Source organism: Streptomyces tubercidicus (assembly GCF_027497495.1).
GTDB lineage: Bacteria > Actinomycetota > Actinomycetes > Streptomycetales > Streptomycetaceae > Streptomyces > Streptomyces tubercidicus.
In genome coordinates this window covers 7,100,180-7,120,453 of record NZ_CP114205.1, presented here as the reverse complement: position 1 = coordinate 7,120,453, position 20,274 = coordinate 7,100,180, and the positions used below count along the sequence as shown (strand labels likewise).

Annotated in this window: 13 protein-coding genes; 11 read left to right on the top strand and 2 right to left on the bottom strand. The window is 73.1% G+C overall.

All coding sequences use genetic code 11. The annotated features are described in order from the left end of the window. Nucleotides 1-129: 129 nt before the first annotated feature. The 10 genes from STRTU_RS31160 (at nt 130) to STRTU_RS31115 (ending at nt 16,958) form a co-directional block, all read left to right on the top strand. On the top strand, nt 130-1,320 hold the full coding sequence (locus STRTU_RS31160) for an ATP-grasp domain-containing protein (RefSeq protein ID WP_159748349.1): 1,191 nt from the start codon (nt 130-132) through the stop codon (nt 1,318-1,320). Further along, nucleotides 1,317-3,110, top strand: coding sequence for an IucA/IucC family protein (locus STRTU_RS31155; protein ID WP_159748347.1), 1,794 nt, complete (start codon nt 1,317-1,319; stop codon nt 3,108-3,110). Before STRTU_RS31160 ends, STRTU_RS31155 begins: the two co-directional genes overlap by 4 nt. Further along, on the top strand, nt 3,110-4,420 hold the full coding sequence (locus STRTU_RS31150; protein ID WP_159748345.1) for an MFS transporter: 1,311 nt from the start codon (nt 3,110-3,112) through the stop codon (nt 4,418-4,420). The genes STRTU_RS31155 and STRTU_RS31150 overlap by 1 nt, the downstream gene beginning before the upstream one ends. Then, nucleotides 4,408-6,186, top strand: a complete 1,779-nt coding sequence (locus tag STRTU_RS31145) for an IucA/IucC family protein (RefSeq protein WP_159748343.1) — start codon at nt 4,408-4,410, stop codon at nt 6,184-6,186. The genes STRTU_RS31150 and STRTU_RS31145 overlap by 13 nt, the downstream gene beginning before the upstream one ends. After that, entirely contained in the window at nt 6,183-7,445 is a 1,263-nt protein-coding gene (locus tag STRTU_RS31140; protein WP_159748341.1) for a type III PLP-dependent enzyme, read from the top strand. The genes STRTU_RS31145 and STRTU_RS31140 overlap by 4 nt, the downstream gene beginning before the upstream one ends. Before the next feature lies 1 nt (nt 7,446). Further along, complete coding sequence (locus tag STRTU_RS31135; protein WP_159748339.1) at nt 7,447-8,217, top strand: HpcH/HpaI aldolase family protein; 771 nt, start codon at nt 7,447-7,449, stop codon at nt 8,215-8,217. An 86-nt stretch (nt 8,218-8,303) separates the two neighbouring features. Continuing rightward, nucleotides 8,304-9,536, top strand: a complete 1,233-nt coding sequence (locus STRTU_RS31130) for an NAD(P)/FAD-dependent oxidoreductase (RefSeq protein WP_159748337.1) — start codon at nt 8,304-8,306, stop codon at nt 9,534-9,536. A gap of 140 nt (nt 9,537-9,676) precedes the next feature. Then, nucleotides 9,677-14,041 carry a bifunctional nitrate reductase/sulfite reductase flavoprotein subunit alpha gene (locus STRTU_RS31125; protein WP_159748335.1) on the top strand — a complete coding sequence of 1,455 codons (4,365 nt, stop codon included), beginning with the start codon at nt 9,677-9,679 and terminating at the stop codon, nt 14,039-14,041. 132 nt (nt 14,042-14,173) lie between these two features. After that, on the top strand, nt 14,174-14,413 hold the full coding sequence (locus STRTU_RS31120; RefSeq protein WP_159748333.1) for a hypothetical protein: 240 nt from the start codon (nt 14,174-14,176) through the stop codon (nt 14,411-14,413). Nucleotides 14,414-14,549: 136 nt separating this feature from the next. Then, entirely contained in the window at nt 14,550-16,958 is a 2,409-nt protein-coding gene (locus tag STRTU_RS31115; RefSeq protein ID WP_159748331.1) for a phosphoketolase family protein, read from the top strand. A 33-nt stretch (nt 16,959-16,991) separates the two neighbouring features. On the opposite strand, the gene STRTU_RS31110 is transcribed toward STRTU_RS31115, so the two are convergent. After that, entirely contained in the window at nt 16,992-17,651 is a 660-nt protein-coding gene (locus tag STRTU_RS31110) for an HhH-GDP family DNA glycosylase (protein ID WP_159748329.1), read from the bottom strand. 262 nt (nt 17,652-17,913) lie between these two features. Here STRTU_RS31110 and STRTU_RS31105 point away from each other — a divergent pair, with 262 nt between their 5' ends. After that, nucleotides 17,914-18,999 carry a cation diffusion facilitator family transporter gene (locus STRTU_RS31105; RefSeq protein ID WP_159748327.1) on the top strand — a complete coding sequence of 362 codons (1,086 nt, stop codon included), beginning with the start codon at nt 17,914-17,916 and terminating at the stop codon, nt 18,997-18,999. A gap of 37 nt (nt 19,000-19,036) precedes the next feature. On the opposite strand, the gene ligD is transcribed toward STRTU_RS31105, so the two are convergent. Further along, nucleotides 19,037-20,023 carry a non-homologous end-joining DNA ligase gene (gene ligD / locus STRTU_RS31100; RefSeq protein WP_159748325.1) on the bottom strand — a complete coding sequence of 329 codons (987 nt, stop codon included), beginning with the start codon at nt 20,021-20,023 and terminating at the stop codon, nt 19,037-19,039. Nucleotides 20,024-20,274: the final 251 nt, after the last annotated feature.

The following is a 20,274-nucleotide window of genomic DNA, read 5'->3' as shown; positions in this document are numbered from 1 at the left end:
CGCCAGCGTGGGGTGGGCCGCCGTCCCGGCCCGCCCCACGGCCCGGCCACCTTCCGCCGGACTGTCCCCAATCCCCCAACTCCCCCCATGCTCCCCCGCACCGCCCTTGATCCCGAAGGGGTCCCGCTCATGCGGATGTACCTGCTCGCCCTCAACCCCACCGACTCCGTCACCGAGGGATTTCTCCCCGCCGCCGCCCGCCTCGGTCTCGATGTCACGATCCTGACGGACCAGCCCGGAGCGCACCGCCGCACCTCCCCCGGCATCGAGGTCCTGGAGTGCGACGTCCATGACTTCCGCGCCGTCATCACCCGAATAGCCACCCACCACCCGGCTGCCGCGGTCTTCACCAACAGCGACCATCTGCAGACCCAGACGGCGCTGGCCGCCGAGTACTTCGGGCTGCCCGGCAAGGACTGGCGGGCCGCGCTGCGCGCCAAGAACAAGGCCGAGATGCGCCGCCATCTGGCCGCGGCGGGCGCCGACACCGTACGGTCCGCGGAGCTCGCACCCGGTCAGGACCCGGCCGCGCTGACCGCCGCCGCGCTGCCCTACCCCTGCGTGGTCAAACCCCGTGAGGGCGTGGCCAGCGAGGATGTGATGCTGGCCGCCGGTCCGGAGGAACTGGTGGCGCGGGCCAAGGAGATCCAGGCGCGGCGCCCGCAGGCGGCCCTGGTCGCCGAGGAGTTCCTGGCCGGTGAGCTGTACACGCTGGAGACCCTGGGCGACGGCCGGCGGCGCCATGTGCTGGGCGGCTTCCACACCACGGTCTCCGCACCGCCCGCCTTCATCGAGGAGCGGCACGACTTCGTCGCCGTCCACCCGGAGCCCGTCGTCACCCAGGTGCTGGCCCAACTCGACGCGCTGGGCGTCGGGTTCGGCGCCTGTCACACCGAGTTCGTGGTGCACGAGGGCCGGGCGCGGCTCATCGAGGTGAACTACCGCGTCATCGGCGACCAGTGCGATCTGCTGCTCGCGCAGGTCCTGGGCATCGAGCTGTTCGAGCACATTCTCCGTACGCATCTGGGCGAGCCGCTGCCCGCCGATCTCGGTGCGCGGCAGGACGGCGCGGGCCGGGTCGAATACGCCCTCGCCGACCGGGCCGGGACGCTCACCGCCGCACCGGCCGCCATGGACCGCGAGGAGGACGGCGTACGGCTGCGCTACCGGCCGCTGCGGGACACCGGCACCGAGCACCCGCTGTACCGCACCAACCGTGACTACCTGGGCGTGCTGCGGGCCACCGGCACCGACCGGACGGCCCTGGACCGGGCCGCGGACGGCTTCTTCGCCACCGAGCGCTGGGAGATCACCTCGTGACCACCGCCCTCGACACCACCGCCGGCCCGGCCGCTCAGGAGGCCGAGGAGTCCGAGCTGCTGCTGCGGGTGCTGAGCGCGCTGCTGCGGGAGGACGTCGTCGGACTGCGCACCCGCGGCACGCTGCTGGAGCGTCCGGACGGCCCCTGGCTGCGGCTGCCCGCGGGCCCGGACGCCGGCGCCCTGCTGCTGCCGCTGGGCCCGGACGGCTACCAGAGCACCCACGCGGCGCGGCTGCCGCTGCTCGTCCGGGAGGCCGACGGCGCCCGGCTGACCTCGGCCGATGAGATCCTCACCGCCCTGCGGGAGCACGCCGACCCGGCCGACCACACCGGTTTCGACGCCTTCGCCGAGGAGTGCCGGCAGACGCTGGCGACGATGCGGCTGCACGCCCGTACCCGGGAGGAGGCCGAGCAGAAACTGACGGAGCGCCATGGCGCTTCGGCCGCTGACTGGCTGGGCCTGCACGGGGGTCTGGCGTACGACACGCTGGCCGCGCGCCTGGACCACCCCGTGTACCCGACCGCGCGGGGCCGCTCCGACCTGGACGAGGACCGGCTGCGGGCGTACGCACCGGAGTTCCGCCCGGACTTCGCGCTGCGCTGGCTGGCCGTACCGCGCTCCGCGCTCACCGTGGCGGGCGGCGAGGCGGCGCTGCCCGGCTGCTGGCCGACGCCGGACCGGCTGGGTCTGCCGGACCTGGACGGCAGCCATCTCGCGCTGCCCGTCCACCCGTTGACGCTCGGCGCACCGCTGGACGAGGCGCTGCGCGAGACCGGACTGGCGGGCACGGCGGTGCTGTCCGATCGGGAGCTGCTCGGCGCGGTGCCGACGCTGTCGATGCGGACGGTGGCGGTGGACGCCGACCCCCGGCTGCATCTGAAGCTGCCGTTGGCCACCGCGACGCTGGGACTGCGCAACCGGCGCACCATCAAGCCCCGTACGCTGATCGACGGCGCCGAGGGCCAGCGGCTGCTGGAGCGGGTGATCGCCCGCGAGCCGCGGTTCGCGGAGTCGGTGCTGCAGGCCGACGAGACGGTGTACGCGCACGCCGGGCACGAGCTGCTGGCCGTACTGTGCCGGCGCTATCCGGCCGGGCTGGAGGGCAGCGCCGTGGTGCCGCTGGCCGCGCTGCTGGGCCGGGCGCCCGGCGGACGGCTGGTGATCGACCAGCTCGCCGACCGCTTCTACGGCGGCGACCCACTGGCCCTGCTGGACGCCCTGCTGGCGCTGCTCTTCGACTGGCAGACCACGCTGTTCGGTTACGGCATCGGCCTGGAGTCGCATCAGCAGAACATCTCGCTGGTGCTGGACCGGGCCGCGGACGGCACCCGGCTGCGGCTGCTGTTCAAGGACAACGACGCGCCGCGGATCCACACCGGCCGGCTGCGGGAGACGCTGGGGACGGACGCCCCGGACCCCTCGGTCTTCGCCGACCCGCGGATCTTCGCCGAGGACGACCGGCCGGTGCTGGACCTGTTCACCACCATCACGCTCCATCTGTGCGCGGGCTCCTACGCGTTCGGGCTGGCCCGGCACGGGCGCGCCCCGCTGGAGCGGCTGCTGGGCCTGGTCCGCGACCGGCTCGCCGAGGCCGTCGCCCGGCTGGGCGGCGCGCCGGGCGAGCCGGGCGCCGCGCTGCGTGCGCATGTCCTGGACGCGCCGGAGCTGCCGGTCAAGGCCATGGTCAGCGCCGGCACCCTGCTGTCGAAGGAGCGTTCCGGCGCGGCCGACATCAACAAGCACTACACCACCGGCCCCAACTATCTGCTGCCGCTGGGGACTTCCTGATGCAAGACACCGCCATACCCCACCGGGTCGAACCGGCCGCCGTCGAGACCAAGGTCCGCCCCGGCCTGGCCCGCCGCCAGGTCTACGCGGTGGCCGGCTGCTACTTCGTGGCGTCGTTCGCCGCGCTGGGCCTGCCGCCCTACCTCACCGAGATCCTGCCCGAACTGGGCGACGGCGCCGCCCGCTGGGCCGGTCTGCTGTACATCGTGCCCACCATCTTCGGCGCCATCGGTGCGCCGCTGTGGGGGCGGCTGGCCGACCGCTTCGGCCGTAAACGGCTGCTGCTGCGGGCTCAGTTGGGTCTCGCCGCGGCGTTCGTGCTGGCGGGCTGGGCCGATTCGCTCGCCACCTTCACCGCGGCGTTGGTGATCCAGGGTGTGCTGGGCGGCACCTTCGCCGCCTCGAACGGCTATCTGGGGGCGGCGCTGGAGGGCCATGCGCTGTCCCGTGCGCTGACGCTGATGCAGGGCAGCGCACGGGCGGCACTGGTGTGCGCGCCGATCGTCGTCGGCGCGCTGACGCCCTGGCTCTCGCCGCACCGCCAGTACGCCCTGCTGGCCGTGCTGCCGCTGGCCGCCGCCGTGATGCTGGCGGCGCTCCCGGAGCCCCCGCGGGCCGGGCCCGCCGCACCGCAGGCCGCCACCGCGGAGGTCGACGCGGACGGGACATCGGCGGTCGAGACGGCCGCCGCCGAGGCCGCGGCGGACGGGACGCCCCGGCGTGCCCCGGACTCCTCGCTGCGGGCCCTGTACGCCCTGGAGTTCGCCTTCGTCTTCTCCACCGTCATCTCCTTCCCGTACCTGATCTCCCTCATCAAGGAGCGGCTGCCGGGCACCGGGCCGATGGTCTCCGGTGTGCTGTTCGCGCTGCCGCACCTGTGCTACCTGGTCGCGGCGATCGCGGTGCACTCCCTGTTCCGCACCCGCCCCCGGCTCGGCATCGCGATCGGCTTCGGCTGTATCGCGCTCGGCCTGGCCGGGCACGGCGTCGCCGACTCGCTCACCGCCTTCGTCGCGGTACGGCTGGTGCTCGGCGCCGGCCTCACCCTGGGCCTGGTCTGTATGTCGGTGCTGGCCGCCGACTGCGCCAAGGGCCGTGCCCCGGGCGGGCTGTTCGGCTCGATCGAATTCTTCTCCAAGGCCGGTGCCGTCGCCGCCGGTGTGGCCGCCGCGGCCGGAAACGACTGGTTCGGTCCCACCGCGCCCGTCCTGACCGGCACCGCGATAGCGCTGATCACCGTGCTCGCGACCGCCGCCCCCCGCCTCTCCCGTACTCTCCGCACCCGCAGGAGCCCCCGATGCCCTCGCTGACCAACTCCCCCGGCACCACCGCGGCGGGCGCCGCCCCCGCCGGTCTGCCCACCGCCGACCAGGCCGTGGCGCACACCCTGCTCAACTGCCTGCTGCGCGAGGTGTCCGGACCCGAGCACCAGACCGCCGTCGACGACGGGCGGCTGCTGATCCGGCTGCCGCGCCGCGGGGTGCTGCTGCGGGTCGCACTGCGCCGTACCTCGCTGCTGGGTGCGCACCGGTTCACCGGCCCGGTGTCCGAACAGACCGCCGACGGCTGGGCCGAGGTCGGCTGGCGCCGGCTGGCCGAGTATGTGCACGCCGAACTGTCGCTGCGGACCGGGGTGGACAACGAAGAGTTCCTGGCCCAGATCGCCTCCAGCCACCAGGCCGTCTCCGCGGCTCTGGAGGCCCGTACGGAGCACCCGGCCGCCGGGGAGTACGGCACGGAGGACTGGCAGACCGCCTATGTCACCTCCGAGCAGGCGCTGATCCTGGGCCACCGCTTCCACCCGACCCCCAAGGCCCGCACCGGCGATCCCACCGCCTGGCAGTCGTACGCGCCCGAGACCGGCGCCGTCTTCCCGCTGCTGCTGCTCGCCGTGCGCGAGGAACTGATCGCCGAGGAAGCGGTCGACGAGCGCGCCACCGCCCCGCTGGACGCGCTGCACACCGAGGTCCCGGACGGCTACCGGCTGCTGCCGGTCCACCCCTGGCAGTACGAGCTGCTGCGCGACCACGCCGGTCTGCGGGAGGCGCTGGACCGCGACGACATCCGCGTCCTGGGCACCGGCGGGACGCCGTTCGCCGCCACCGCCTCGGTGCGCACGCTCTACGACGGCGAGGCGTTCCTCAAGTTCAGCCTGAACGTCCGGATCACCAACTGCCTCCGGAAGAACGCCAGTTACGAGCTGTCCGGGGCGGTGGCCCTCACCCGGCTGCTGGCACCGGCGCTCACCGACCTCGCCACCCGGTTCCCCGGCAGCGCGGTGCTGCGCGAGCCCGCCTACCGCAGCCTGGCGCTGCCCGGCGCCGACGGCCGCCCGGACACCGAGCTGCTCGAAGGGTTCGGCGTCATCGTCCGCGAGGGCCTCTCCCAGCAGCTGCTGCCCGGCACCACCCCGCTGCTGGCGGCCGCCGTCGCCGACGAGTACCCGACCAGCCCGGCCCATGTCTCCCGGCTCCTGGAGGGCACCGGCCCGCAGGCCGCACTGGACTGGTGGGCCGCCTACCTCAATCTGCTCCTCCCGCCGGTGCTCGCCGCCTACTTCGACCACGGCCTGGTGCTGGAGCCGCATCTGCAGAACGTGCTGGTCTGTGTCGACGGCGACGGGATGCCCGCCCAGGTCCTCTTCCGTGACCTGGAGGGCACCAAGCTGGTCCCCGAGCACCACGCCGAGCTGCTGGCGTCGCTGCCCGAGCAGGTCGCGGCGCCGATGACCTACGACGCCCAGCGCGGCTGGGACCGGGTCGTGTACTGCCTGCTGGTCAACCACGTCGCCGAGATGCTCGCCGCGCTCGCCGATCTGCACCCGGACACCGAGGCGGAGCTGTGGGCGCTGGTGCGCCGCACCCTGCAGACCCACGCGGACCGCTACGGCTGCCCGCCGCGGCTGGCCGCCCTGCTGGCCGGTGTCCCGCTGCCCGCCAAGGCCAATCTGCTGACCCGCTGGGCGCGCAAGGCCGACCGCGAGGCCGGCTATGTCCTGCTGCCCTCGCCGCTGGCCGAAGACGTTCTGTCCGGTGCCGTACGCGCCGACGACACCACCCCCTGGAGCACCCGATGACCACCCCCGGCCTCGCCCCCACCCCCGCGGTCCGCGACCGCGCCCAGGGCCTCGCGCCCGAGGAACTGCCCGCCTACCTCTACGACCTGACGGCGCTGCGCACGCACACGGCCGAGGTCCGGGCCGCCCTGCCCGAGCGCGTCGAGCTGTACTACGCGGCCAAGGCCAACCCGGAGCCGGAGATCCTGGGCGCGCTGCGCCCGTACGTCGACGGCTACGAGGTCTCCTCGGGCGGCGAACTGGCGCATGTCGCCAAGGCCGTACCCGGCGCCCCGCTCGCCTTCGGCGGACCGGGCAAGACGCCCGCGGAGATCGCCCAGGCGCTGGAGACCGGCGTGGAGCGCTTCCACGTGGAGAGCGTGTACGAGATCCATATGCTCGCGAGCCTGGCCGCGCGGCTCGCCCCGGAACGCCGGATCGCGGTGCTGGCCCGCTTCAACCTGCCGGTCGACGACGGCTCCCTGGACGGCAGTTCGCTGGCCATGGGCGGCCGCCCGGCCCCCTTCGGACTGGACCCCGAGCAGGCCGGTGAGGTCGTCGCGCTGCTCACCGACGGCAGCTATCCGCACCTCGAACTCCGCGGCGTTCACGCCCACTTGGCGAGCGGCCTGGAGGCGCCGGAGCAGCTGGCCGTGGCGGAGTCGATCGTGACCTGGGCCGCCGCGCTGGCCGCCCGGCACCGGGTGCCGCTGTCCGAGGTGACCATCGGCGGCGGCATGGCGGTCGACTACGCCGCGCCGGAGCGCCGTTTCGACTGGACCGCGTACGGCGCCGGCCTGGACCGGCTCGCCGCGGCGCACCCCGGTCTCACCCTGCGGATCGAGCCGGGGCGGGCGCTGACCGCGTACTGCGGCTGGTACGCCACCGAGGTGCTGGATGTGAAGCACAGCCACGGCGAGGAGTTCGCGGTGGTGCGCGGGGGCACCCACCATCTGCGGACCCCGGCGACCAAGGGCCACGACCAGCCCTGCACGGTGCTGCCGTCCGACGCGCCCTGGCCGCACCCCTGGCCGCGGTCGGCGGCGGAGGGCGGCCTGGTCACCGTCACCGGGCAGCTGTGCACCCCGAAGGACGTGCTGGCCCGCCAGGTCCCGGCGCCGGGGCTGCGGGCCGGTGACCGGGTGGTGTTCGGGGTCGCCGGGGCGTACGCCTGGAACATCTCGCACCATGACTTCCTGATGCATCCGCGCCCCGGCTTCCACTTCCTGGGCGCCGAGGAGCCCGGTGCCCAGGAGCCCGGCGCGGCAGAGGGGGCCTGAGATGCTGCGGCCCAACGAGGTCCGGCGGAAGCTCGGCGCGGGCGAGGAGGTCTACGGGCTGTTCAGCACGCTGCCCGAGCCCACGATGGTGGAGATGATCGGCTGTGCCGGGTATGACTTCGTCATCCTGGACACCGAGCACACGCTCGTCGACCCGCAGCGACTGGAGAATCTGATCCGGGCCGCCGAGACGAGCGGGCTCACCCCGTTCGTCCGGGTCCCCGAGGCCGACCCCGGCGCGGTGCTGCGCGCCCTGGACGCCGGGGCGATGGGCATCGTCGTCCCGCACGTCCGCGGGCGCGCGGACATCGATGCCACGATCCGGGCGGCCCGTTACGCCCCCGAGGGGATGCGGTCCCTCAACGGGGGCCGCGGCCCCGGCTTCGGCCGGATAGACCCGGCCGAGTACCTGCGCCGGGCCAACGCGGAGATCATGGTCATCGCGCTGCTGGAGGACGCCGAGGGCATCGAGGCCATCGATGAGATCCTCGCCCCCGGCGGTGTCGATCTCGTACTGCCGGGACCCGGCGATCTCTCGCAGTCCTACGGGGTGCCCTGGCAGGTCCGCCACCCCCGCGTCCAGGAGGCGGTCCGCACCCTCCGCGCGGCCTGCGCCCGGCACACCGTCCCCTTCTGCGCCATGTCCACGACGCCGGAGCGCCGCGCGGAGTGGCGCGCCGACGGTGTCACGGCGTTCGTCGTGGGCGAGGACCGTGATCTGACGGCACGTGCGCTGCGCGGGCATCTGGCGCGGACCGCCGGGCGGGAGTGAGGGCCACACCATCGGCGGTGCCTGCCGCGGCCCCGCGCGGGAACGGATGACGGGATAACCGATCGTCCGAAGGAGCTGAGCGGGAGATGGACCGGAACACGGCATTCTTGATCGCGGGAGCGGGGCTGGCCGGAGCCAAGGCCGCGGAGACGCTGCGCGCGGAGGGCTTCGACGGCCCGCTCGTGCTGCTGGGCGACGAGCACGAGCGGCCGTATGAGCGGCCGCCGCTGTCCAAGGGCTATCTCCTGGGCACCTCCGAGAAAGAGAAGGTCTATGTCCATCCGCCCCAGTGGTACGCGGAGCACGATGTCGACCTGCGCCTGGGCCGGACCGTCAGCGCCGTCGACCCGGCCGCCCATGAGGTGACCCTGGCGGACGGCAGCCGGCTCGGTTACGCCAAGCTGCTGCTGGCCACCGGCTCCACCCCGCGCCGGCTGCCGGTGCCCGGTGCGGACCTCGACGGGGTCCACTACCTGCGGCGGCTGGCGGACAGCGAGCGTCTCCAGGAGGTCAACCGGTCCGCGTCCCGGATCGTGGTGATCGGCGCCGGCTGGATCGGTCTGGAGACCGCCGCCGCGGCGCGCACGGCCGGTGTCGAGGTGACCGTGCTGGAGGCCGCGCCGCTGCCGCTGCTGCGGGTCCTCGGTCCCGAAGTGGCCCGGATCTTCGCCACGCTGCACACCGATCACGGGGTCGAGCTGCGCGGCGGCGCCCAGGTCGCGGAGATCACCGGCACGAACGGCGCGGTGGACGGGGTGCGGCTGGCCGACGGCAGTCTGATCGGGGCCGACGCGGTCATCGTCGGCATCGGGATCACCCCCAACACCGAACTGGCCGCCGCGGCCGGGCTCAAGGTCGACAACGGCATCGTCGTGGACGAGCGGCTGCGCTCCTCCCACCCCGACATCTTCGCCGCCGGCGATGTCGCCAACGCCTACCACCCGCTGCTGGGCCGGCATCTGCGCGTCGAACACTGGGCCAACGCCCTCCACCAGCCGAAGACCGCCGCCAAGGCCATGCTGGACCAGGACGTCCGCTACGACCGGCTGCCGTACTTCTTCACCGACCAGTACGACCTGGGCATGGAGTACACCGGATACGTCGAGCCGGAGGGCTACGACCGGGTCGTCTTCCGCGGGGACACCGACGCCCGTGAGTTCATCGCCTTCTGGCTCTCCGGGGGACGGGTGCTGGCCGGGATGAATGTGAATGTCTGGGACGTCGTCGAGCCGATCCGGGCGCTGGTGACGAGCGGGCAGGCCGTGGACCCCGAGCGGCTGGCCGATCCGGACGTGCCGCTGCCGGAACTGCTGCCCTGAGCTGCGGCGGCCCGGTTCTCACGGGCCGCCTCGGGTGACTGTGTGGCCGCCGTAACGACGGGTGATTCCTGGCTGTGACACCTGGTTAACGGATCGTTCGTAGGGTCGGAGAGAGCTTCCGACCACGAAGGGGACCGTACGTGACCGCACCGGAACCGCTGTCAGAGCACCTCACCCAGGTGCGGACGGTGTGCTCGTACTGCGGGGTCGGCTGCGGGATCGTGCTGGATGTCGCGACGGACCCGGAGGGGCGGCGCACGGTCCGCAAGGCGGCCGGTGACAAGAGCCATCCGGCGAACGGCGGACGGCTCTGCACCAAGGGCGCGACCAGCGCCGAGCTGCTCGCCGCGCCGGGACGGCTGTCGTCCGCCCTGGTGCGTGCGGACCGCGGCGACGAGCCGGCCGCCGAACCGATGGCGGCGGCCGTCAAACGGACCGCCGGACGGCTGCGCGACATCGTCGACACACACGGCCCGGACGCCCTCGCGCTGTATGTCTCCGGCCAAATGACGCTGGAGGCCCAGTACTTGGCGAACAAGCTCGCCAAGGGCTTCGTCCGCACCCGGCACATCGAGTCCAACTCCCGGCTGTGCATGGCGAGCGCGGGCAGCGGCTACAAGCTGTCGCTGGGCGCGGACGGCCCGCCCGGCTCCTACCAGGACTTCGAGCATGCCGAGGTCTTCTTCGTCATCGGCTCCAACATGGCCGACTGCCACCCGATCCTCTTCCTGCGGATGATGGAACGGGTGAAGGCGGGCGCCAAGCTGATCGTGGTCGATCCCCGCCGGACCGCCACCGCGGCCAAGGCCGATCTGTTCCTGCAGATCGCGCCGGGGACGGATCTGGCGCTGCTGAACGGTCTGCTGCATCTGCTGGCCGAGAACGGCCGGGTCGATACCGAGTTCATCGCCGAGCACACCGAGGGCTGGGAGGCCATGCCGGCCTTCCTCCAGGACTATCCGCCCGCGCGGGTCGCGGAGCTCACCGGAATCCCGGAGGCGGACCTGCGCCGGGCCGCCGAGTGGATCGGCGCGGCGGACGACTGGATGAGCTGCTGGACCATGGGCCTGAACCAGAGCACCCATGGCACCTGGAACACCAATGCCCTGGTCAACCTGCATCTGGCGACCGGGGCGATCTGCCGCCCCGGCAGCGGCCCGTTCTCGCTCACCGGCCAGCCCAATGCGATGGGCGGCCGTGAGATGGGCTACATGGGGCCGGGGCTGCCCGGACAGCGGTCGGCGCTGGTGGACGCGGACCGGGCCTTCACCGAGGAGCTGTGGGGCCTGGAACCGGGGACGCTGCGGACCGAGGGCCCCGGCCAGGGGACCGTGGAGATGTTCCGGCGGCTGGCGGACGGCGACATCAAGGCGTGCTGGATCATCTGCACCAACCCCGTCGCCTCGGTCGCCAACCGCCGGACGGTCATCGAGGGCCTGGAGGCGGCGCAGTTCGTGGTGGCGCAGGACGTCTTCGCGGACACCGAGACCAATGCGTACGCCGATGTCGTACTGCCCGCGGCCATGTGGGCCGAGTCCGAGGGCGTCATGGTCAACTCCGAGCGCAATCTGACGCTGGTACGGCCGGCCGCGGACCCGCCGGGCGAGGCCTGGCCGGACTGGCGGATCATCGCGGAGATCGCCTGCGAAATGGGCTACGCGGACGCCTTCACCTACCACAGCGCGGAGGAGATATTCGAGGAGATCACACGCGCCTGGAACCCGCAGACCGGCTATGACCTGCGCGGGGTGACCTATGAGCGGCTGCGGCGGACCCCCGTGCAGTGGCCCAGCGCGGCCGTCGACGGACCCGACCGCAATCCGGTGCGCTACCTCAACGACGGCATCAGCCAGACCCTGGACGAGCACCCGGACGGCACCCGCCCCCGGCTGTCCTTCCCCACCGCGACCGGCCGGGCCGTGTTCTTCGCCCGTCCGCACCTCCCGGCGGCCGAGATGCCCGACGACGACTACCCGTACGTGCTGAACACCGGCCGGCTGCCCCACCAGTGGCACACCCTGACCAAGACCGGCAAGGTCGGCAAGCTGAACAAGCTCAACCCCGGCCCGTTCGTGGAGCTGCACCCGCAGGACGCGGAGGCGCTGGGCCTGGCGGACGGTGACACGGTGGAGGTCGCCTCACGGCGCGGCCGGGCGGTCCTGCCCGCCGTGGTGACCGACCGGGTGCGGCCCGGCAACTGCTTCGCACCGTTCCACTGGAATGACCTGTTCGGCGAGTACCTCAGCGTCAACGCGGTGACCCATGACGCGGTCGATCCGGTCTCCTTCCAGCCCGAGTTCAAGGTGTGTGCGGTGTCGTTGGTTCGGGTCGCGGGTGGCTCGGGGGAGTCGGCGGGTGGGGTGGATGCCGGGCGGGTGGGCGGCGGACGGACGGGGTCCGGGCAGGCGGGCGACGTGGCCGAGGTGGCCGGGGCCGATGCGGGCCAGGGGTGGGGCGCGGGCGGGGCGGCATCGGCGCTGGCCGGGGTGTTCCGGCTCGGCGAGGCGGCCCCGCCGGTGCTGGCCGAGCACGAGCGGCGCTATCTCTCCGGCTTTCTGGCCGGGCTGGGCTCGGGGGCCGGCGCCGTCGGCACTCCCGTGCTCCCGTCTCACGCGCCCTTCAGCCCGGAGAGCGCGCTGTGGGTCAACGGCGTACTGGCCGGGATGTTTTCCCGCACCCCGGACGACCGGGCCGCGCCCGCGACGGCGGCGGACCCGGCGGAGGCTCCCGCCGAAGCGGCCGACGCCCCGCCCGCCCGTACGGTGATCGTCCTGTGGGCCTCCCAGACGGGCAACGCGGAGGAAGTGGCGGCCGACGCGGCCCGGCGGCTGACCGGCAGCGGGCAGGCGGCGACGCTGCTGAGCATGGCCGACAGCGCTCCGGACGCCCTGCCGCACGGCGCCGATCTGCTCCTCGTCACCAGCACCTTCGGCGACGGCGACGCCCCCGACAACGGGACCGGCTTCTGGGAGACCCTCAACGCACCCGACACCCCCCGGCTGGACGGGATGCGCTACGCCGTCCTCGCCCTGGGCGACTCCTCCTACGACGACTTCTGCGGCCACGGCCGCCGGCTCGACACCCGCCTCGCCGAACTGGGCGCGGAACGGCTGGTGCCCCGTACGGACTGCGAACCGGACTATGAGCAGCCTGCTGAGCGGTGGCTCGACCAGGTGGTTACGGCCCTGAAGGCGGGCGCGGAGGGGGACGGGGGTGCGGGGCGGGACGGGAGTGCGGGGCCGGTCGCCGACGGGGGTGCGGACGCCGACGGCGGTGCGGACGCCGATACGAGCGCGGGCGCCACGGGCCGGGCGCCGGGAACGGCCCCGGCTCCCGTGGCTCCGGGCCAAGCGCCCGCCGGACCCGCCCGCCCCTCCAAGGCCGCGCCCGCCACCGTCCGCCTCATCGGCAACGACCTGCTGAGCCGCGCCGGAGCCACCAAGGAGGTACGTCAGTTCACCTTCGACACCCGGGACGGCGACAGCGACGGCACTCCACTGGCCTACGAGGTGGGGGACGCCCTCGGCGTGCTGCCGCGGAACTGCCCGGACCTCGTCGCCGAGTGGCTGGCCCTCACCGGTCTCGATCCGGCCGCCACGGTCGAGCTCACGGGCCTGGGCACGGTGCCGCTGGGCGAGGCCCTGCACCGCCATCTGGATATCGCCAGGATCACCCCCGCGCTCCTCCGGCTCGCCGCCGAACGCACCGGTGACCGGGTCCTCAAGAAGCTGCTGCGGCCGGACAACAAGGGCGAGCTGGCCCAGTGGACCTGGAGCCGGCAGGCCGTCGATGTCCTCGCGGAGTACCCGGTCCTGGCCGGTGCGGCGGAGTGGGCCGGTCTGCTCCCCCGTCTCCAGCCCCGGCTGTACTCCATATCGTCCAGCCCGCTGACCGACCCCGGGCTGCTCCGGCTGACGGTCTCCGTGGTCCGCTACGAAAACCGCGCCGGCCGCCCCCGCAAGGGCGTGGCCTCCACTTTTCTGGCCGATGCCGAGCCCGGCAGCCCGGTACCGGTGTTCGTCCAGCGCACCGCCCACTTCCGTCCGCCGGCCGATCCGGCCACCCCGATGGTGATGGTGGGCCCCGGTACCGGGGTGGCGCCCTTCGTCGGCTTCCTGGACGAGCGGCGCGCCCGCGGCCACCGCGCCCCCAACTGGCTCTTCTTCGGTGAGCAGCGACGCGCCACGGACTTCTACTACGAGGACGCGCTGGGCCGGCTGCGCCGCGACGGGCTGCTCACCCGGCTGGACACCGCGTTCTCCCGCGATCAGCGGGCCAAGGTCTACGTCCAGGACCGGATGCGCGAACACGGCGCCCAGCTGTGGTCCTGGCTGAAGGACGGCGCCCACTTCTATGTGTGCGGTGACGCCTCCCGGATGGCCAAGGACGTCGACCGTGCCCTACGGGACATCGCCGTCGCGCATGGCGGCCTGTCGGAGGAGACGGCCGCCGCTTACGTCAAACAGCTCGCCGCCGACAAACGCTACGTCCGCGACGTGTACTGATCCACGCCCCGAGGCCCCGCCCGCGCTCCGTAACGCTCCTGTCCGACCATGCCGTTCGCCCGCCCCCGGGTTGATTTCTTGAACGGGCCGACCCCGGACATTGGACGGACGATGGAGAGGAAGGAGAGCCCTATGACCCTGATGACCACTGACGCCATGCCCGCCGACCCCACGCCCCGCGACGCCATGACCACTGACGCCATGACCACCGAGCCGGAGCCGAGAGGGCCGGAGCCGGTGCCGAGCGACCCCGAACCGCTGCCGCGGGACCCGGTTCCCGCCGAGCCGGAACCGGACGAGCCGGGCCCGGCCCCGGTGGAGCCCCCCGGCACGGAGCCCGGCGTCCACCCGGCGACCGAGCCACCCGACTGACCACGGCCCGCCCCGATGGCCACCCAGCGTCACCCCAGCGAGGTGCGGACACGGTGGGCGGTCCGGTCTGCCGCCCGCGCTGCGCGCCCGCTGCGCCACGCCCGACGCACGCCCCGTTGAGGAGGAGCCGAGCATCATGCCCGACGCGCAGACCCCGGAAGGGAGGACGGGGGCCCCGGCGGCACCGGGGCCCCTCGACACGGCCGAGCTGCGACAACTCGATGCCCACTGGCGGGCCGCCAACTATCTGTCCGTCGGGCAGATCTATCTGATGGCCAATCCGCTGCTGGAAGCGCCGCTGCGGCCCGAGCACATCAAGCCGCGCCTGCTGGGCCACTGGGGCACCTCGCCCGGCCTGAACCTGGTGCACACCCACCTCAACCGCGTCATCAAGGCCCGTGACCTGGACGCGCTGTGCGTATGGGGGCCGGGACACGGCGGCCCCGCCGTGGTGGCCAACTCCTGGCTGGACGGCACCTACTCCGAGACCTATCCCGATGTCAGCCGGGACGCGGCGGGCATGGCCCGGCTGTTCCGGCAGTTCTCGTTCCCCGGCGGGGTGCCCAGCCATGTCGCACCGGAGACCCCGGGCTCGATCCACGAGGGCGGCGAGCTGGGATACTCCCTCACCCATGCCTATGGCGCGGCGTTCGACAATCCGCAGCTGCTGGTCACCTGTGTGGTCGGCGACGGCGAGGCGGAGACCGGGCCGCTCGCCGCGTCCTGGCACGCCACGAAGTTCCTGGACCCGGTGCACGACGGCGCGGTCCTGCCCGTGCTGCACCTCAACGGCTACAAGATCGCCAATCCGACCGTGCTCGCCCGGATCCCGCAGGACGAGCTGGACGCGCTGCTGCGCGGCTACGGCCATGAGCCGATCCATGTGACCGGCGACGATCCGGCGGCCGTCCATCAGGCACTGGCCGCCGCCATGGACGGCGCCCTGGACCGGATCGCCGCGATCCAGCACCGGGCCCGCCGCGAAGGTGACCGGGAGCGCCCTCGCTGGCCCATGATCGTGCTGCGTACGCCCAAGGGCTGGACCGGTCCGCACGAGGTCGACGGGCAGCCCGTCGAGAACACCTGGCGCTCCCACCAGGTCCCGCTGGCCGGCGTACGGGACGACGCCGGGCATCTGCGGCAGCTGGCGGACTGGCTGCGCTCGTACCGTCCGGAGGAGCTGTTCGACGACGGGGGCCGGCCGCGCCCGGAGGTGCTGGCGTGTGTGCCCGAGGGGACGCGCCGGCTCGGTGCCTCACCGCACGCCAACGGCGGTCTGCTGGTGCGGGATCTGCCGCTCCCGCCGCTGGAGCGGTACGCGGTGCAGGTCGACAAGCGAGGCACCGCGCTGCACGAGCCGACCCGAGTGCTCGGCGGACTGCTGGCAGCGGTCATGGAAGCCACCGCGGAGCGCCGCGACTTCCGTGTCGTGGGCCCCGACGAGACCGCGTCCAACCGGCTGGAGGCGCTCTACGACGTCACCGGCAAGGCATGGCAGGCCGCGACACTCGGCACCGATGAGCATCTCGCGCACGACGGCCGGGTCATGGAGGTGCTCTCCGAGCACCTGTGCCAGGGGTGGCTGGAGGGCTATCTGCTCACCGGCCGGCACGGGCTGTTCTCCAGCTACGAGGCGTTCGCGCACATCGTCGACTCCATGGTCAACCAGCACATCAAATGGCTGCGGACCGCCCGTCGGCTGCCCTGGCGGCGCCCCCTCGCCTCGCTCAACTATCTGCTCACCTCCCACGTCTGGCGGCAGGACCACAACGGTTTCTCGCACCAGGACCCCGGCTTCGTCGACCACATCCTCAACAAGAGCCCGGAGGTGGTCCGGGTCTATCTGCCGCCGGACGCCAACACCCTGCTCTCGGTGGCCGATCATGCGCTGCGCAGCCGCGACTACGTCAATGTGATCGTGGCCGGCAAACAGCCGAGCTTCGACTGGCTGAGCCTGGACGAGGCCCGCACCCACTGCGCACGCGGCGCCGGCGCCTGGGAGTGGGCGGGCACCGAGGACGGCACGGGCGACCCCGATGTGGTGCTGGCCTGTGCGGGGGACGTCCCCACCCAGGAGACACTGGCCGCCGCCGCTCTACTGCGCCGACATCTGCCGGAGCTGACCGTTCGGGTGGTCAATGTCGTCGACATGGCCCGGCTGCTGCCGTCGGGCGAGCATCCGCACGGCATGCCCGACCCCGAGTACGACGCACTGTTCACCCGCGACAAGCCGGTCATCTTCGCCTACCACGGCTACCCCTGGCTGATCCACCGGCTCTGCTACCGCCGCACCGGCCACCAGAACCTGCACGTCCGCGGCTACAAGGAGGAGGGCACCACGACCACGCCCTTCGACATGGTCCTCCGCAACGACCTGGACCGGTACCGGCTGGTGATGGACGTGGTGGACCGGGTGCCCGGCCTCGGGGTCCGGGCCGTCGCACTGCGGCAGGAAATGGCGGACGTACGGACCCGCCACCACGCCTGGATCCGGGAGCACGGCACCGACTTGCCGGAGGTCGCCGACTGGACCTGGGCGGGCTGACGGGGCCCGGCGCCGGGCTGCTCGCCGAGCAGTTCAGGCTCCCGCGGCCTCTCGTACGTCCTCGACGACGGACCGGTCCAGGGCCGCCCGCACCAGCCCCGAGGCGAAGGCCGCGGTCTCGTCCGCGCCGACCAGCCGCGCCAGCCGCCCGCTGTCGCCCGGCAGGCCCAGCCGCTCCGCGCCCTGGACCGCCTTGGCGTCGAGATACGGGGCGAGTTCGGGCCAGACGCCCTGGACCTCCCGCAGAAAGATGTCGCAGCCCGCGGGTCCCAGGCCCGGCACCTTGCGCAGGGCGCTGCGCAGCGCCCCGAGGTCACCGTCGGCCGCGTCCCGCATCCGCCGCAGATCGCCGCCGTAGTCGTCCAGCAGCAGCGTGGCACCGTCACCGAGCTGGGTGGCGGTGCGCTCGTCGTAGCGCCGGTATCCGCCCTCGCCCAGGGCGTCGACCCGTTGCTGCCAGGGCGCCTGCGCCATCCGCCGGGGTGTGCGCAGTCCCGCGTCGAACAGCGCCCGTGCCGCCGCCACCGCCACCGAGGCGCGGATCCGCGCGCTGAGCAGCCCGGCCAGCACCAGCACCTGGTACAGCGGCTGAGGGGTGTTCGCCACCCGGATGCCGCTCTGTGCGGCGAAGGTCTCGCCATGCCGCTCCAACAGCGCGCGTGCCAGGTCCCGCTGCCCGATACGGGGGCTCATGGCGCGCACCCGAACCCCCCGGACCGGCGGATCGCAGCTCCGGGGGAAGCGTCGGCAGCGCGGGAAGTAACGGCATCGGTGGGGGTGTCGGCCACGTCCTGTCCTCCGTCGTTCCGGTGGGCGTCCGCAGTCACACTCCCCGGTCCGTACGGCGGGAAACGGCCACTGCTCCGTGGGGCCCAACGGCAGCGCACCGTATGCGCCGTCAGGTCCGGGCGGCTACGCTCGCGACGGCGGTCCGACCGACTCGGGGAGGCCACGCTTGTCCCGGCACGCTGACGCTGCACCGCACTCCCCCGGCCGGCCGGACCGGCACGAGGGGAAGGACGCGGAGGACGCCAGGACCGCGGTCACGGTCTTCGTGGCCCTCGGCGCCAACCTGGTGATCGCCGTGGCCAAGCTGGCCGCCGGGCTGTTCGCGGCCTCGCCCGCACTGCTGTCGGAGGCCGCGCACTCGGTCGCCGACAGCATCAACGAACTCTTTCTGCTCGCCTCGCTCAAGCGCAGCACCCGCGCGCCCGACAGCCGGCACCCCTTCGGTTACGGCAAGGAGCGGTACTTCTGGTCCCTGCTCGCCGCGGTCGGCATCTTCGTCATGGGCGGCTGTTTCTCGTTCTTCCAGGGCATCGAGGCCCTGCGTTCGCACCACTCGGAGACCCGTGCGGGCTATGTCGCCGGCCTCGCCGTGCTGGGCGTCGCGCTGATCGCCGAGGGCTCCTCGCTGGTCCGCGCCCTGCTCCAGGTTCGTGGCCAGGCACCGCGGGCCGGCCGCAGTATGCGGGAGGCGATCCGGCGGGCCGACGATCCCGCGCTGCGTACGGTGCTGGCCGAGGACTCCACCGCCTGCTTCGGGGTGCTGGTGGCGATGGCCGGTATGGGACTGCACCTGGTCACCGGTGAGGTGGCGTGGGAGGCATGGGCGTCCATGATCATTGGCGCGTTGTTGGTGTTCGTCGCCTATCAGCTCGCCAAAGAGTCCCGCGGCCAGATCATCGGGGAGGCCGCCGACCCGGCGCTCCGCCGGGCCCTCCGGAGGTTCCTGGACGAGCAGCCGGAGATCGACACCGTGACCACGCTGCTGACCATGCGGCTGGGCACCCGCTCCACACTGATCGCGGCCCGGGTCGATCTCGTCGGCGGGCTGGACAGCGAGGAGGTCGAGGAGGTGCTGGTACGGGTGAAGACGGCCATCCGCGAGCACTGGCCCATCGCCGACCAGGTCTTTCTGGACGTCACGGACGCCTCACCGAGGGACCGGGAACGGGCCCGGCGCGAGCGGCGGCAGCTCGACGAGACGGTGACCACGGGCGGCGAGGGCCCCGAGGCGGAGCGGCGGGACAGCCCTTAGGCGTCGGGTGAGCGTCATCGTCCCGCCCACCGTCCGCTCACCGCAGCGCGTCGAGCCGCCGGCGCGCCGTACGCAGGGAGCGCCCGCGGGCCGGTCCCTCGGACCACGGCCGGGCGTCCACCTGCTCCAGGACGCCCGCCACATCCTTCAATGTCCAGCTCTGCGCGGCGAGTTGGGGGTCGTCGAGCTGTTCTCGGCTGATCGGCGCGGCGACCGGGGCGCCCGGTTTCGCCCGCAGCGACCAGGGGGCGACGGCCGTCTGGGCATAGGCGTTGCGCTGTACATCGAGGTAGAGCCGGTCACCCCGGGACTTCTTGCGTACGGCGGTGGTGAGCCGGTCCGGGTGACGCGCCGCCAGCACCTCGGCGGCGTCCTGGGCGAAGCCGCGGACCGTGTCGAAGTCGCTCTTGCCGTCCAGCGGCACGATGACATGCAGGCCCTTCGATCCCGTGGTCATCAGGACGGCCGGCAGACCGAGTTCGTCGAGCAGTCCGCAGAGCTGCCGGGCGCCCTCCCGTACGGCTTCGAAGTCCGGGCCGGGCGGGTCGAGGTCGAACACCAGCCGGTCGGGGTGGTCGGGCCGGCCGGCGCGGGACAGCCAGCGGTGGAAGGTGAGACAGGCCTGGTCGGCGAGGAACAGCAGGGTCGCCTTGTCGTCGCAGACGGTGTGGGTGACGGTGCCGCCCTCCTTGGTGACCTCCGCCCGCCGGATCCAGTCGGGGTAGTGGGCGGGGGTGTCCTTCTGCATGAACTGCGGACCGCCGCGCCCCTCCGGAAGCCGCTCCAGCATCAGCGGCCGCCCCCGCAGCTGCGGAACCATCGCCGCGGCCACCCGACCGTAGTAGCCGACGACATCGGCCTTGGTCAGCCCGTCGTCGGGGAACAGGACCTTCTCCGGCCGGTGGACCCGCACCGTACGGCGGCCGGCGCGCACCGTGTCCGCACCCGTGCCCTTGTCCGTACCGGCCTTCGCGCCGGTGCCGGTTCCGGTGCCAGTTCCGTCGCCGGAGTCTGTGTCGTTCATGCGGGCGGGGGTACCCGCTCCGGGCCGCCGTACGCTCACGCGTCCGGGTGGTGCTGGACGGCACGATGCCTCCCGATGGCGCAACGCCCTCCGTGGCGCGACGCGTCCGCCTCCCCGCCCATGTCGCCGAGCGATCCGGGACGTCGCACAGCACAGTGAGGAGACACCGCGCGGGGCCGTGTGACTCAGTCCGTGTGGCTCAGTCCGTGCGTCTCATGTCGCATGGCCGGCGCGGGATCGGCAAGGAGAGC